The organism is Limimaricola variabilis (genome assembly GCF_014195545.1).
Lineage (GTDB): Bacteria > Pseudomonadota > Alphaproteobacteria > Rhodobacterales > Rhodobacteraceae > Limimaricola > Limimaricola variabilis.
Map to the genome: position 1 here is coordinate 65,319 of NZ_JACIBX010000015.1, position 14,520 is coordinate 79,838.

The 14,520-nt window shown below is 68.0% G+C and carries 9 protein-coding genes and 1 riboswitch; of the genes, 5 read left to right on the forward strand and 4 right to left on the reverse strand.

What is annotated here, in order from left to right; translation table 11 throughout:
- Positions 1-30: 30 nt before the first annotated feature.
- A riboswitch (TPP riboswitch) is annotated at positions 31-161 on the reverse strand.
- Positions 162-190: 29 nt separating this feature from the next.
- The 4 genes from malQ to FHS00_RS15445 all read right to left on the reverse strand — a co-directional run bounded on the left by malQ (position 191) and on the right by FHS00_RS15445 (position 9,608).
- Complete coding sequence (malQ, locus tag FHS00_RS15430) at positions 191-2,002, reverse strand: 4-alpha-glucanotransferase (protein ID WP_183474987.1); 1,812 nt, start codon at positions 2,000-2,002, stop codon at positions 191-193.
- 72 nt (positions 2,003-2,074) lie between these two features.
- A complete protein-coding gene (gene glgB / locus FHS00_RS15435) occupies positions 2,075-4,300 on the reverse strand; it encodes a 1,4-alpha-glucan branching protein GlgB (RefSeq protein ID WP_183474988.1) in 2,226 nt (741 codons plus the stop codon).
- Positions 4,297-7,575: a maltose alpha-D-glucosyltransferase gene (gene treS, locus FHS00_RS15440; RefSeq protein ID WP_183474989.1), complete on the reverse strand. Its 3,279-nt coding sequence runs from the start codon at positions 7,573-7,575 to the stop codon at positions 4,297-4,299. The genes glgB and treS overlap by 4 nt, the downstream gene beginning before the upstream one ends.
- Positions 7,575-9,608, reverse strand: a complete 2,034-nt coding sequence (locus FHS00_RS15445) for an alpha-1,4-glucan--maltose-1-phosphate maltosyltransferase (RefSeq protein WP_183474990.1) — start codon at positions 9,606-9,608, stop codon at positions 7,575-7,577. Before FHS00_RS15445 ends, treS begins: the two co-directional genes overlap by 1 nt.
- Before the next feature lie 194 nt (positions 9,609-9,802).
- Here FHS00_RS15445 and osmF point away from each other — a divergent pair, with 194 nt between their 5' ends.
- The 5 genes from osmF to FHS00_RS15470 all read left to right on the forward strand — a co-directional run bounded on the left by osmF (position 9,803) and on the right by FHS00_RS15470 (position 14,288).
- A complete protein-coding gene (gene osmF, locus FHS00_RS15450; RefSeq protein WP_183474991.1) occupies positions 9,803-10,714 on the forward strand; it encodes a glycine betaine ABC transporter substrate-binding protein OsmF in 912 nt (303 codons plus the stop codon).
- An 8-nt stretch (positions 10,715-10,722) separates the two neighbouring features.
- Positions 10,723-11,871 (forward strand): ABC transporter permease, encoded by a 1,149-nt coding sequence (locus tag FHS00_RS15455; protein WP_343064609.1) that lies wholly within the window; start codon positions 10,723-10,725, stop codon positions 11,869-11,871.
- Positions 11,868-12,827, forward strand: a complete 960-nt coding sequence (locus tag FHS00_RS15460; protein WP_246391386.1) for an ABC transporter ATP-binding protein — start codon at positions 11,868-11,870, stop codon at positions 12,825-12,827. The genes FHS00_RS15455 and FHS00_RS15460 overlap by 4 nt, the downstream gene beginning before the upstream one ends.
- On the forward strand, positions 12,824-13,564 hold the full coding sequence (locus FHS00_RS15465) for an ABC transporter permease (protein WP_343064610.1): 741 nt from the start codon (positions 12,824-12,826) through the stop codon (positions 13,562-13,564). The genes FHS00_RS15460 and FHS00_RS15465 overlap by 4 nt, the downstream gene beginning before the upstream one ends.
- 145 nt (positions 13,565-13,709) lie before the next feature.
- The gene (locus tag FHS00_RS15470; protein WP_183474992.1) at positions 13,710-14,288 is read left to right on the forward strand and encodes a L,D-transpeptidase; all 579 of its coding nucleotides are present in this window, start codon (positions 13,710-13,712) and stop codon (positions 14,286-14,288) included.
- Positions 14,289-14,520: the final 232 nt, after the last annotated feature.

A 14,520-nucleotide genomic window follows, 5' to 3' on the forward strand; every position in this document is an offset into this window, starting at 1 on the left:
GAGTTGCGGATTCGGGCAGGCATGTAGAACGCCCGAGGCCGCGCACCGTCCCTACGCCAGTATGAACTGGATCAGGTTCGAAGGGTCCGCGCGCGCGTGGGTCCAAAGGACCTCGCCCAGCGCTATCTCAGCCCCTTGCCGGGGCCCCCCTGGTGAAGTGCCGCCACCCTGCCGCCGGGTCAGCCGCCTGTCAAGCGCGTCGCGGACGGGTCCTGCGCATCATCGCGGTCACCGCGTCGAAGTCGGGATGCGCCTCGATCTCGGACAGGTCGAGCCGGGCGCGCGGACGCCAGTTCGGATACTCGTCCATCGTGCCGGGCATGTTGGTCGGGGCCTGCGGTCCGACCATGTCAGCCAGCCGCACGCCGACCAGCGCCGCCGGCGTCTTTGAGAGGTAGCGATAGGCCGCGACCAGCACCGCGCGGGGCATGTCCTTCTGACGTGGCAGCCGGCCGCGCAGTGCCCCGGTGGCGCGCAGCGCGTCGAGCAGGGCCCGGCGCTCGCGGGTGCGCTCGCGGGCATGGGCGTCGCTGTCCTCTTCCCCCACGAGGCCCAGCTCTCGCCGCAGCGCGATGTCCTCGCCCGCCCACCAGCGCTCCAGCACCGGCAGGTCATGGGTCGACAGGCAGGCCAGCGCCCGGGCGCGGTATTCCTCGGGGCGCTTGAAGCGGTGGCCGTCCTTTTCGAAGTAGAGGATCGAGTAGGACAGGATATTCGCCGCCTGCATCGCCTCGCGGAAGCCGTCGGGCACGAAGCCCAGATCCTCGCCGATCACCACCGCGCCCTTGTCGCGGCTTTCGGCCGCCAGAACGCGCAGCAATTCGTCAAAGGGATAGCGAAGATGCGCGCCGGCGCTCGCCGGTTCGCCCTCGGGGATCAGGAAGAGCTGCCACAGCGCCATGGCATGATCGATCCTGAGCGCCCCGGCATGGGCGAGCTGCGCCGCGATCATGTCGCGGAAGGGCGCGAAGTCGCGGGCCTTGAACGCGCCGGGGTTGAAGGCCGAGAGGCCCCAATACTGGCCGTCGGCCGCGAACATGTCGGGCGGGGCGCCGACCGCGAGATCGGTCATCTGGGCCGCGCCGTCGCCCCAGCGGGCCGAGCCGTCGGGCGCTTCGCCCACCGCGAGGTCGAGATAGAGCCCGATCCGCATCCCCGCATCGATGGCGGCGCGCTGGGCGGCGTCGAGCTGGCGCGCGGCCTGCCATTGCAGCCAGAGGTGGAACCGGACCGCATCGGCCTCGTCGCGGGCAAAGGTGGCGACCGCGTCGCCTTCGGCGTCGCGCAGCGGCTCTGGCCAGTTCGCGAAGCCCGCGCCATGCCCCTCGGCAGTCATCTTGAGCGACAGCGCCTCGAACAGCGCGTGGCGGCGCAGCGCCTCGCCGCCGCGCGCAACGAAATCGTCGAACTCGGTCTCGTCGCCGTCGAAGGGGCGACGGTCATAGGCGCGTCGCAGCGCCGCGAGCTTGGCCGGCAGGACGGCGTCGTAATCCACCAGATCGCCGTCGCGCAGCGGGCCTGCGTCGATATCGGCCGGGTCGTGGCCGGGCAGATCGTCGAGCGCGACATAGGCCGGGTTGAGAAAGCTGCGGGTCGAGGGGAAAAACGGGCTGCGCCGCCCCGGATCGCCCCAGAACAGCGCGTGGAGCGGGTTCACCCCTAGAAAATCCGCTCCCGCGCGCGCCGCGATCCGCGCCATCTCGGCGAGGTCGCGGAAATCACCTATGCCGTGATTGCGCACCGAGCGCAGCTCGTAGAGCTGGCAGAAGATCCCCCAGGACAGCGCGTCTTCGAGCCAGTTCGGAAAGTGGCAGACGCCGTCTTCGGGCACCCGCATCTCGGTCGGTGCCGGATCGCCGGAAATCGGCGTATCAGGATCGACGCCGATCTTGTTCAGGATCAGTCGTAGCGTGGCCTCCGGTACCGGCCGGGTGCCGCCATGCGGGTCGTCGTATTCGGTGGTGATCCCATGATGACGGGCGAGGGCGGCGAGGTCTGACATCCGGGCTCCGTGATGGGGCCCGGGCATGGCCCGGGCCGTGAGAGTTGGGGGCGGGCCCGAGGGCCCGCGCCGTCAGCGGTCGGGGACCAGGACGACGGTCGCCAGCGGCGGCAGCGTCAGCGACAGCGAGACCGAGCGGCCGTGGCATTCCTCGGGACGCGCCGTGATGCGACCGGAATTGATTACCCCCGAGCCGCCATAGATCTCGGCGTCGGTGTTGAGCAGTTCCATCCACTCGCCGCCCTCGGGCACACCGATGCGGTAATCCTCGCGCACGACAGGGGTCATGTTGGAGATCACCAGCGCCGGGCGCGAACCGCTGCGGCCCTTGCGCAGGAAGGCGAAGATCGACTTCTGATCGTCTGCGCCGTCGACCCACTCAAAACCGGCCGGGTCGCAGTCGAGCACGTGCAGCGCCCGCTCGTCGCGGTAGATCCGGTTGAGATCGCGCACGAGGTTCTGCGCACCCTTGTGCTTCTCGTCCTCGAGCAGATGCCAGTCGAGAGACTGGTCGTGGTTCCACTCGCGCTCCTGCCCGAACTCGCAGCCCATGAAGAGCAGCTTCTTGCCGGGGTGGGTCCACATGAAGCCCAGATAGGCCCGCAGGTTCGCGAATTTCTGCCAGCGGTCGCCCGGCATCTTGTTCAGCAGCGAGCCCTTGCCATGCACCACTTCGTCATGGCTGATCGGCAGCACGAAATTCTCCGACCAAGCATAGTGGATCGAGAAGGTCATCTGGTGGTGATGATACTTCCGATTGATCGGGTCCTCCTGGATGTAGGACAGCGAGTCGTGCATCCAGCCCATGTTCCACTTGAAGTCGAAGCCCAAGCCGCCCTGGTCGACGGGACGGCTCACGCCCGGAAAAGCGGTGCTCTCCTCGGCGATGGTGGCGGCGCCCGGTGTGCGCACCTGCACCTGATGGTTGGTGTCCTTGAGGAACTCGATCGCGTCGAGGTTCTCGCGGCCGCCATACTGGTTGGGGATCCACTCGCCCTCGTTGCGGGAGTAGTCGAGGTAGAGCATCGAGGCGACAGCATCCACGCGCAGCGCGTCGATGTGGTACTTGTCGAGCCAGAAGGTGCCCGAGCAGCGCAGGAAGTTCGCGACCTCGTTGCGGCCGAAATTGTAGATCAGCGTGTTCCAGTCCTGGTGGAAGCCCTGCCGCGGGTCGGCGTGCTCGTAGAGAGCGGTGCCGTCGAAATTGGCGAGGCCATGCGCGTCGGTCGGGAAATGTGCCGGCACCCAATCGACGATGACGCCGATCCCGGCCTGATGCAGACGGTCGACCATGGCGGCAAACTGCTCCGGCGTGCCATAGCGCGAGGTCGGCGCGAAAAGCCCGACCGGCTGGTAGCCCCACGACCCGGTGAAGGGATGCTCGGAGACCGGCATGAATTCCACATGGGTGAAGTTCATGTCCCGCAGGTAGTCGACCAGCATCGCGCCGATCGTGTCGTAGTCGAGCACCTCGCCATCGGCACCACGGCGCCAACTGCCGAGATGCACCTCGTAGATCGACACCGGATTTTCGTGCAGCGTGCTCTTGTTGCGGCGCGCCATCCACTCAGCATCCTGCCATTCGTGGCGATGCATGCCGTGCACGATCGATCCGGTGGCCGGCGGCTGCTCCTGGCGGAACGACATCGGGTCTGCCTTGAGCGGCTGCAGGTCGCCATGCGCGCCGACGATCTCGAATTTGTAGAGATCGCCGATGGCGAGGCCGGGCACGAACAGCTCCCACAGCCCGGCGCCGAAGCGGCGGCGCAGCGGATGGCGGCGGCCGTCCCAGGCGTTGAAGTGGCCGACGACGCTGACCCGGCGGGCGTTGGGCGCCCAGACCGCGAAGCAGACGCCTTCGACGCCCTCATGGCTGATCGGATGGGCACCGAGCCGCTTCCAGATCTCTTCGTGGCGGCCCTCGGCGACGAGATACTCGTCCATTTCACCCAGCACCGGGGTGAAGCGGTAGGGGTCGTCGCGCTCCCATTCATGGGCGCCGGCCTTCATCCGCAGCCGGTAGGGCGTACCGAATTCGAAGCCCTCGGGCAGCTTGCCCCAGAACACGCCCTCGGGATTCACCCGCTCGAGCGGGGCGAGATCGTCGCCCTCGGGCGTCACGGCGATCACCTTTGCCGCGTCGGGGGCGAAGACGGTCAGGGTCATCGTGCCATCCGCGTCCCGGTGCGGCCCGAGAAGCTCGAACGGGTCGCCCATCCGGCCGCGGATGATGGCCTCGATGCGCGCGGCGTCCGGGGCGGCCTTGTTGGGCTGGGCCTCAGTGTCGCTCATGGTCATGAATTGTCCTTTTCGTCGATCAGGTCGAGCAGACCGCTCAGCGGAATGTCCACCCATGCCGGGCGACTGGCAAGCTCGTAACCCACTTCGTAGACAGCCTTCTGGATCAGGAAGAGATCGAGCAACGCATCCGCGAAGCTCTCCTCGGTCGGATGCGCCGGGCTGTCGGCGATCACCTCGCGGTAGGCGGCCATGAAATCGGCAACCGCGCGGTCGTGCCAATCATGCACCAAAACCGCCGCGTCCTCGCCGTCATTGGCCGATTGCTCGGCCCAGCGCAGCGCCGATTGCGCGGCGTAGTCGAGCGAGCGCAGCATCCCCGCGACGTCACGCAGCGCATGGCTCTTGGCGCGGCGTTCGTCGAGGCTACGACGCGGCTCGCCCTCGAAATCGATGACCATCACGTCGTTCTGGGCCATCAGCACCTGGCCGAGATGATAGTCGCCATGGATGCGGGTGCGCATCCCCGAGGGCGCCATCTGCGACACCGCGTCGATCCGCGCGATCAGCTTGTCGCGGTTGCTCTGGATCTCCCGCGACAGGGCAGCGGCGCGCTCGGAGAGGTCTTTCATCCCCTGCAGCCTGTCGAGCATCGCCACCGTCTCGGCCCGCACCTCGTCGCACAAAGCGGCAAGCTCGGCCGAAGTCAGGGGCTCGGCCGCAAAGGCCGGGTCGTCGGTCGGATGCGCCAGAGCGCGGTGCATCTCTGCGGTGCGGCGGCCCAGGATCCCGGCGACCTCGAGTACCGGCATGTAGGAGGGCATCTCCTCCTCGTTGCCGGTGGCCGCATCCTGCAGGTAGCGGTCAAGCGCGCCGGTCAGCGCTCCCCAGGCGTCGCCCTGGTTGGCGACATAGGCGAAGGCCACGCCCAGCGCAGTGGTCTCGCCCCCGTCGGGGCGCAGCGCGATCTCGCCCAGGAATGCGGGGGTGTTCTCGAAGCCCGCCACGTCGGTGAGGAAGCGCGACACCTCGATGTCGGGCTGGGTGCCGGCGCGCAGCCGGCGGTAGATCTTGAGGATGACCTTGTCCGAGAAGGCGACGGTGGCGTTGGATTGCTCGACATTGAGCAGCCGCGGCTCGCCCGGATCCTCGATCTCGGCCATGGCGGCGCTGGGCGCGAAGACCAGCCGGCCGCGCGGCGTGTCGGTCTCGTAGCCTTGGCGCAGCGCTTCGAGCAACTCGCCCATCAGCGTCTCGTCGACCGTGCCGTCGATCAGCCCGCCGACCCGCGGCCCCTTGCGCAGCTTGGCCATGGTATAGCCCAGCGTCGCGGAGCCGAAGCCCACGCTGTCCTCGCCCCAGACCGCGGCCAGCGGCAGCAGGTAGTGCTGCGTCTCGCCACCGACCTCGACCTCGATCAGCCCAAGCGCGCCATTGCCGCCGATCTCGGCGATCGGCTCGATGCCGACCCGGCTGATGCGGGCGTCCTTGGCCGCGAACCAGCGTTGCAGCGGCAGGAACTTGGGCAGCACGTCGTTGCCCAGAAGGCGCCCGTCGCGGCCGGAGATCGCCGAGGAGACCCGGCCGTCACGGGTGGTCAGCGTCACGAACTCCGGAAGGATCTGCTGCGCCGGGGTGTGCCAGGCCGGTGCCTGGTCCTCATCGGCCAGCAGGAACCAGTAGAAGCCGTAGGAGGGCAGGGTGATCAGGTAGGGCAGCGCGCCGACCGGCGGGAAGGCCGAATGCCCGGTGAGCTCGATCGGCACCCGGCCCTGATAGCCAGACAGGTCGATCTCAACCGCCTGCGCGGTACGGCCCAGATTGGCGACGCAGAGTACCGCCTCGCCCTCATGCTCGCGGATATAGGCGAGCACGCGGCGGTTCGACGGGTAGAGCAGCTTCATCTCGCCGCGACCGAACACCGTATGGTTCGAGCGCACCTGCACCATCCGCCGCATCCAGTTCAGCAGCGATGAGGGGTCCTTGGCCTGCGCCTCAACGTTGAGGGCCTGGTAGCCGTAGATCGAGTCCTGGATCGTCGGCAGGTAGAGCCGCTGCGGGTCGGCGCGGCTGAAGCCGGCGTTGCGGTCTGGCGACCATTGCATCGGCGTGCGGACCCCGTCGCGGTCACCGAGATAGATGTTGTCGCCCATGCCGATCTCGTCGCCGTAATAGAGGATCGGCGTGCCGGGCATCGACATCAGCAGCGAGTTCAGCAACTCGATCTTGCGGCGGTCGTTCTGCATCAGCGGCGCCAGCCGGCGGCGGATGCCCATGTTGATCCGCGCGCGCTTGTCGCTCGCATAGGTGTCCCAGAGGTAATCGCGCTCCTTGTCGGTCACCATCTCGAGCGTCAGCTCGTCATGGTTGCGCAGGAAGATCGCCCATTGGCAGTCCTCAGGGATCTCGGGCGTCTGGCGGATGATGTCGGTGATCGGGTGCCGGTCCTCCTGCGCCACCGCCATGTACATGCGTGGCATCAGCGGGAAGTGGAAACCCATGTGGCACTCGTCGCCATCGCCGAAATAGGGGCGGGTGTCCTCCGGCCACTGGTTGGCCTCGGCGAGCAGCATCTTGTCGGGGTAATGCGCGTCGAGATCGGCCCGGATCGCCTTCAGTACGTCATGCGTCTCGGGCAGGTTCTCGTTGTTGGTGCCGTCGCGCTCGACGAGATAGGGGATCGCGTCGAGCCGCAGCCCGTCGACACCCATGTCGAGCCAGAAATGCATGACCCGCAGCACTTCCTTGAGAACCTCGGGGTTGTCGAAGTTCAGGTCGGGCTGGTGGTCGAAGAAGCGGTGCCAGTAGAACTGCCCGGCCACCGGGTCCCAGGTCCAGTTGCTGTCATGGGTGTCGTTGAAGATCACCCGCGTCTTGTCCATCCACTTGGTCGGATCGTCCGACCAGACATAGAAGTCGCGCTCGGGGCTGCCCTTGGGGGCATGGCGGGCGCGCTGGAACCACTCGTGCTGGTCCGAGGTGTGGTTAATCACCAGCTCGGTGATCACCCGCAGGCCACGGCGGTGCGCCTCGTCGACGAAGGCGCGGAACTCGTCCATGTTGCCGTATTGCGGATTGATCTCGGTGTATTCCTGGATGTCGTAGCCGTCGTCGCGCAGCGGCGAGGGGTAAAAGGGCAGCAGCCACACGGCGGTCGCGCCCAACTCCTCGACATGGTCGAGCCGGCTCATCAGGCCGGCGAAATCGCCCATGCCGTCGCCGTTGCTGTCCTGGTAGGCCTTGACGTGGAGCTGATAGATCACCGCGTCCTTGTACCAGTCGCGCTGGGCGGTTTCGGTCGCGGCCTCGGTATCGGGGGTCACCTGGTCTTCCATCAGTCTCTCGCTCCTCCCGGCGGGATCAGCCGCCAGATCGCATAGGGCCGGCTCTCGGGATCGAGCGTCAGGCGGTGCTGCTTGCCGTGCCAGGTGAAATGGTTGCCGTGGACCGCGTCCTGCACTTCGATCGAAGCCTCGTCGGGCAGATCGAAGCGCCACAGCGGCAGGTCGAAGCCGAACTCGCGCCCGGCATGAGGATCGAGCAGCACGTGGAACAGCAGATAGCTGTCGGCCTCCCGGTCGAAGCGGCCGTAATAGAGCACCGCGTCGTCATGCGCGTCGAAGAACTCGAGATTGGTGAAGTCGCGCATCGCGGCGTGCTGGCGCCGGATGCGGTTAATCAGCCGGATGTCGTCCTTGATGTGGCCCGGGCGGTCGAAGTCCCAGTCCTTGATCTCGTATTTCTCGCTGTCGAGATACTCTTCCTTGCCCGGAAGCGGCGTGCCCTCGCAGATCTCGAAGCCGTTGTAGACGCCGTAATTCCCGGCCAGCGTCGCGGCGAGCGCGAGCCGGATGCGGTGGCTGGGCCGCCCGGAATCCTGCAGGAAGTGCGGGTTGATGTCGGGCGTGTTGACGAAGAAGTTCGGCCGCATGAAATGGCGGCACTCCTCCTGCGTCAGCTCGGTCAGATACTCGGTCAGCTCGGGCTTGGTCGTGCGCCAGGTGAAGTAGCTGTAGGACTGGTTGTAGCCCAGCTTGGCGAGCCGCTTCATCATCTTCGGCCGGGTGAAGGCCTCCGACAGGAACACCGTACCGGGATATTTCGCGCGCACCTCGTCGATGATCCATTCCCAGAAGGGGAACGGCTTGGTGTGCGGGTTGTCGACCCGGAAGTTCAGCACGCCGTGATCCGCCCAGTAGAGGAACATGTCGCGCACCGCTTCCCAGAAGGGGGCGTTGGGGCTGCCATCTTCGCGATAGTAGCGGAAGTTGACGATGTCCTCGTATTTCTTGGGCGGGTTCTCGGCATAGGCGATCGAGCCGTCGGGCCGCCATTCGAACCAGTCCGGGTGTTCCTTGATCCACGGGTGATCGGGCGAGGCGTTGAGCGCGATGTCGAGCGCGATCTCTAGGCCGTGGTTGCGGGCCTCGGCGACCAGCGCATCGAAATCATCGATGGTGCCCAGCTCGGGGTGGATCGCGGTGTGCCCGCCTTCGTCGGAACCGATGGCATAGGGCGAACCGACATCGCCCGGCTCCGCCTTGAGCGAGTTGTTGCGGCCCTTGCGGTTGGTGCGCCCGATCGGGTGGATCGGGGTGAAGTAAAGCACGTCGAAGCCCAGATCCTGCACGTAGGGCAGGCGGTCGATCACGTCGCGGAACGTGCCGTGGCGCAGCCCCGGCGCGGCGGAGCGCGGAAACATCTCGTACCACGCCGAGAAGGCGGCCAGTTCGCGATCGGCCCAGACGGCGAGGTCGCGGTCGTGTCGGGTGAGCCCGTAGCGCCGCCCGGCGCGGGTCATCAGCGCCAGCGTCTCGTCGTTCATCAGGATCGAGATCCGCTCATCGGTGGTGCCGTGATTGGTGGCGTGCACCAGGCTTTCGAGCGCGGCGCGCCCCTCGCCCTCGGGGGCGTGGTCGCGCGAATTGGCGACCAGCCGATGGCCGATCTCCGCCTCGACATCGACGTTCAGCCCGGCGGCGATCTTCTTGGTGGTGTCCTTGCGCCAGCCGAGGAAGTCGTCGCGCCAGCCGATCAGCGTGTAGCGGTAGAGCGCGTTCTCCGGAGGGGTGAACCCCCCCTCCCAACGGTCGTTGACGAGAAAGCGCATCGGCTCTTCATGGACCTCCTCCGATCCCTGTCGCCACCACAGCAGTGCGGCGCGGATCGTGTCGTGCCCCTCGCCGAAAATGTCGGCCTGGATGGTGAAGCGGCGGCCGGCGACGCATTTGGCGGCAAAGCGCCCGCCATCGATTTCGGGATCGATGCCCTCGATGCAGATCCGCGACTTCGCCAGGTGCTGCAGCCCCCTTGCGCTGTCGATCTCGTCGCGGCCCGTCTCGCCCGGGCGCGGCTTCTCGTCATACATGAACCAAGGTCCCTCTTCTTGGCTGTGGGTCTGGCTCAACCGGCCCGGGCGCTGCCGGTTCCCGCGGCGTCACAGGTTCCGTCGCTTGCGGTCACCTTTTCGCTTGAAGCCTCGCGGCCATCGCCTACCCTTGGGGCGCGTCGCTGCCGCGAGGGGCGGAAGTGGCCGTTATCATTCGCACAAAGGGCCACGTCATGCGCAACACCCCGCTTTTCGCAGCTACCCTCGCCGCCGCCGTCACCGGCGCTTCAACCGTCTCGGCCGAGATCGTCGTCGGTTCGAAGATCGACACCGAGGGCGGGCTGCTCGGCCAGATGATCAAGCTGGTGCTCGAGGATGCCGGCATCGAGGTCGAAGACCGGATCGGCCTGGGCGCCACGCCGATCGTGCGGCAGGCGATCACCGGGGGCGAGATTGACATCTATCCCGAATACACCGGCAACGGCGCCTTCTTCTTCGATCAGGCCGAAAGCGAGGTCTGGCGCGACGCCGATGCCGGTTATGAGGAGGTGTCGAAGCTCGATGCAGAGGCCAACGACATCGTCTGGCTGACCCCGGCACCGGCCAACAACACTTGGGCGATCGCGCTGCGCCAGGATCTCGCCGAGGAGAACGGCCTCGAGACCATGTCCGACATGGGCGAATTCATCTCCTCGGGCGGCGATCTCACGCTCGCGGCCAGCGCCGAGTTCGTCAATTCCGACGCCGCGCTGCCCGCCTTCCAGGAGACCTATGGTTTCGAGCTGTCGGGTGACCAGCTGGTGATCCTGTCGGGCGGCGACACCGCCGCCACGATCCGCGCCGCGGCCGAGCAGATCGACGGCGCCAATGCCGCGATGGTCTATGGCACCGACGGCGCCATCGCCGAGGTCGGGCTGCGGGTGATGGAGGACGACAAGTCGGTGCAGCCGGTCTATCGCCCGGCGCCGATCATCCGCCGCGAGGCGCTCGAGGAGTACCCGCAGGTCGAGGAACTGCTTGCACCGGTCTTCGAGGGGCTCGATCTCGAGACGCTGCAATCGCTCAACGCCCGTATCCAGCTCGGCGGCGAAAACGCCGCCGACGTGGCGCGCGATCACCTGACCGAGGCGGGGCTGCTGGACTGAGCGGGGCCGTGTCCGCGCCCGCTCGGCGCGCCGCGCTGGTCTATGCCGGGCCGGCGCTGGGCGGGCTGGCACTGCTGCCGCTACTCGATTTCCGCGCCAACCGCATCGTCGGTGGCGACGGGGTGATGGCTTGGGCCGCGACCGGCGGCTCGGCTTACGCCACCGCGCTCCTGGCGGCGCTGGCCTTGGGGACGATCCTGAGCGGGTCGCAGGTTCTGCGGCTGGCACTGGCCCTCGCCGCGCTGGCGCTGCTCGGCTGGATGGCCGGGCAGGGGGCGGAAGCGCTGATGGCCGAGACGTCGGAGTTCGCCCGGGTTTCGCTCGGGGGCGGGTTCTGGATCGCGGCGGCGTTCCTGGCGCTGGCCGCGGCCGATGCGGCGGCGCGGATCGGCCTGCGGGCGATGGTGCGGATCGCACTGCTCGCCGGGCCGGTCGCGGCGCTGGCGCTGGCGCTGCAGACGGGCTTCTTCGACGATCTGTCGATCCTGCGCGAATACGACGCCAACCGCGACGTGTTCGACGCGGCGCTGGCCGGTCATCTGCGCCTCGTGCTGGGCGCGCTGGTCCCCGCGCTGCTTATCGGCTTGCCGCTGGGCTGGCTCTGCTTTGCCTGCCCGCGTGCCCGCGCCGTGATCCTGCCGGTGCTCAACATCCTGCAGACGACGCCGAGCATCGCGATGTTCGGCCTGTTGATGGTCCCGCTGGGCGCGCTGGCGCGCAGCTATCCCGGGCTGCGCGACTGGGGAGTGGGCGGCATCGGCGCGGCGCCCGCCATCGTGGCGCTGGCGCTTTACGCGCTGCTGCCGATCGCCGCCAACACCTATGCCGGGCTCTCGGGCGTGCCAGCCGCGATGCGCGAGGCCGGGCGCGGCATGGGGCTGTCGCCCGCGCGCCTGCTGGCGCAGGTCGAACTGCCGCTTGCGCTGCCGGTCATCCTGACCGGCATCCGCATCACCGTCGTGCAGACCATCGGCCTCGCCGCCGTCGCGGCGCTGATCGGCGGTGGCGGCTTCGGCACGCTGGTGTTTCGCGGCATGGGGCAGGCGGCGATGGATCTGGTGCTGCTCGGCACGCTGCCGATCGTGGCGCTGGCGATCGCGGCGAGCCTCGCCTTCGACGCCATGATCGAGGCGACGGCAAGAGGGGAGGCGGCATGAAGGGCGCGATGATCCGGGTCGAGGCGCTGACGCGCCGCTTTGGCGACGCGGTGGCGGTGGACGCCATCGGATTCGAGGTGGCGCGCGGCGAGGTGCTGGCTCTGGTGGGGACCTCGGGCTGCGGCAAGTCGACGACGCTTCGGATGATCAACCGCCTGATCGAGCCCGACAAGGGCCGGGTCGAGATCGCCGGTCGCGACGCGCGCGAGATGGCGCCCGACGCGCTGCGCCGGGGCATCGGCTACGTGATCCAGGGCGTCGGGCTGTTCCCGCACTGGACCGTGGCGCGCAACATCTCGACCGTGCCGCGGCTGCTGGGCTGGGATCGGTCGCGCATCGCCGCCCGGGTCGATGAGCTTCTGGAGCTGTTCGGCTTCGACCCGGCCGAGGCCGGGCCGAAATACCCCGCCGCGCTGTCGGGTGGCCAGCAGCAGCGCATCGGCGTCGCCCGCGCCATGGCGGCCGAGCCCGAGATCCTGCTGATGGACGAGCCGTTCGGCGCGCTCGACCCGGTCACCCGCGCCCGGCTGCAGGACGAGTTCACCGCCATACGCCGGCGCAGCGGCCTGACCGCGATCATCGTCACCCATGACATGGACGAGGCGTTCCGCCTCGCCGATCGGATCGCGGTCATGGATGCCGGGCGGATCCTGCAGATCGACACGCCCGAGCGGCTGTTGCGCGGCCCGCGCGAGGGTTTCGTGCGGCAGTTCGTCGGGCTCGACGACCGGGCGCTGCGGATCCTGTCATTGCACCGGGTACGCGAACTGGCCCGCCCTGCGCCCGATGCCCCCGCGCCTGCGCAATGGGTCGCTCCCGACGACACGCTGCGCGAGGCCGCTTCGCGGCTGATCTGGGAGGGCGGAGAGGCGCTCGCCGTGGTCGAGGCGGACCGGGTCACCGGTGAAATCCGGGCCGAGGACATCTGGCGCGTCGGCACAAGGGGGGCGGCGTGAGGCGGTACTTCCTCGCGCCGCTCGTCCTTGCCGCGCTGCTGGTCGTGCTCCTGCTGCGGCCGGAGCTGATGACGCCGCTGCTGCGGCTGTTGGCCGAGCCGGGCCAGGATCTGATCTACGACCGCAAGCCGCTGATGACCTTGGCGCTGTGGCACCTCGCGTTGGTCGGCGCGGCCGGGCTGGTCGCGACCGTGATCGGGCTCGCGCTCGGCATTCTCGTGACCCGTCCCGGCGGGGCCGAGTTCATGACGCTGGCACGGATGGCCTCGAACCTCGGCCAGACCTTTCCGCCGATCGCGGTGCTGGCCGTCGCGGTGCCGCTTCTGGGCTTCGGCTTCGAGCCGACCTTCCTCGCGCTGTGCGTCTACGGCCTGCTGCCGGTGTTCGAGACCACGGTGGCGGGGCTGCGCGGTGTCTCCGCCCCGGTGCGCGAGGCGGCGCGCGGCATGGGTTTGTCGGGCGTGCAGCGGCTCTGGCGGGTCGAGCTTCCCTTGGCGATGCCGGTGATCCTCACCGGCATCCGGCTCTCCACCGTCATTAATATCGGCACCGCCACGATCGGCAGCACGGTGGGGGCGGTGGGTCTGGGTGAGGTGATCGTCGCGGGCCTCCAATCCGGCAACACCGCCTTCGTGGCGCAAGGCGCGGCGCTGGTGGCGTTGATGGCGATCTGCGCCGAAACCGCGCTCAGGGGGCTCGGCCGGTTGGCAGATTCCGGCGCGCTGACGCGAGCTTGATTGGCCGACCATTGCCCATCCGGGCGCGGTCATGCCATGCGGGCAGGGGACGGCCCTGTCGCATCGGCGTCACGGGCCTTGGTTTTCAACCCAACGCGGGAACCACGGCGATCTCTTGCCGATTGGTTTCCCGGAGGCACTGAACATGATCGACAGACGATACTTCCTGGCCGCAGGCACCGCTCTCGGCATTCTCGGCACCGGCGCCAGGGCCCACGAAAATGGCGATGAGGCGGCGCAACTACCGGAGCGGTTCCTGCCCCGGATGGTCGACATCCCCGCCAGCATGAATCCGGGTGAGCTGCACGTCGACCCCAACCGCTTCGCGCTGTATTGGACGCTGCCTGGTGGCAAGGCGATGCGCTACTCGGTCGGTGTTGGCCGCGAGGGGCTCTACGAGACCGGGGTGTTCCGGATCGGCGCCAAGAAGGAATGGCCGAGCTGGACGCCGACCCCCGACATGATCGAGCGTGAGCCTGAGAAGTACAAGCAGTACGAGGACGGCATGCCGGGCGGTCCCGAGAATCCGCTTGGCGCCCGCGCGCTCTATCTCTTCGACGGCGGCCGCGACACCTTCCTGCGGATCCACGGCACCAACGCGCCCTCGACCATCGGCACCGCGGTCTCGAATGGCTGCGCGCGCCTGGTCAACGACCACATCATCGAGCTCTATCCCGAAGTGCCGATGGAAACGACGGTGTTCCTTTATCCCAAGCTGGCCTGAGGGCCGAGCCGAGGGCGGATAGGCCCGCTCGGATGACGCAATCGACGCGCCCCGGCCCTCTGGTCCGGGGCGTTTGCATGAGCAGGAGAGGGCGGTGAGCGGCGGGGTGAAAAAAATCTGCCACACCCCGAAAAAACGCTTGCGCCCTTTGGAACCTTTCCCTAGATAGCCCCTCACCGGCGGCGCAGAGATGCAGTGCTGGTGACGAAATTCCGAAGGGGACGAGGCGGCG

Coding starts and splice junctions, on each gene's coding strand:
- malQ (WP_183474987.1), bottom strand. CDS start 2,002: ATGTCAGACCTCGCCGCCCTCGCCCGTCATCATGGGATCACCACCGAA.
- glgB (WP_183474988.1), bottom strand. CDS start 4,300: ATGACCATGAGCGACACTGAGGCCCAGCCCAACAAGGCCGCCCCGGAC.
- treS (WP_183474989.1), bottom strand. CDS start 7,575: ATGGAAGACCAGGTGACCCCCGATACCGAGGCCGCGACCGAAACCGCC.
- FHS00_RS15445 (WP_183474990.1), bottom strand. CDS start 9,608: ATGTATGACGAGAAGCCGCGCCCGGGCGAGACGGGCCGCGACGAGATC.
- osmF (WP_183474991.1), top strand. CDS start 9,803: ATGCGCAACACCCCGCTTTTCGCAGCTACCCTCGCCGCCGCCGTCACC.
- FHS00_RS15460 (WP_246391386.1), top strand. CDS start 11,868: ATGAAGGGCGCGATGATCCGGGTCGAGGCGCTGACGCGCCGCTTTGGC.
- FHS00_RS15470 (WP_183474992.1), top strand. CDS start 13,710: ATGATCGACAGACGATACTTCCTGGCCGCAGGCACCGCTCTCGGCATT.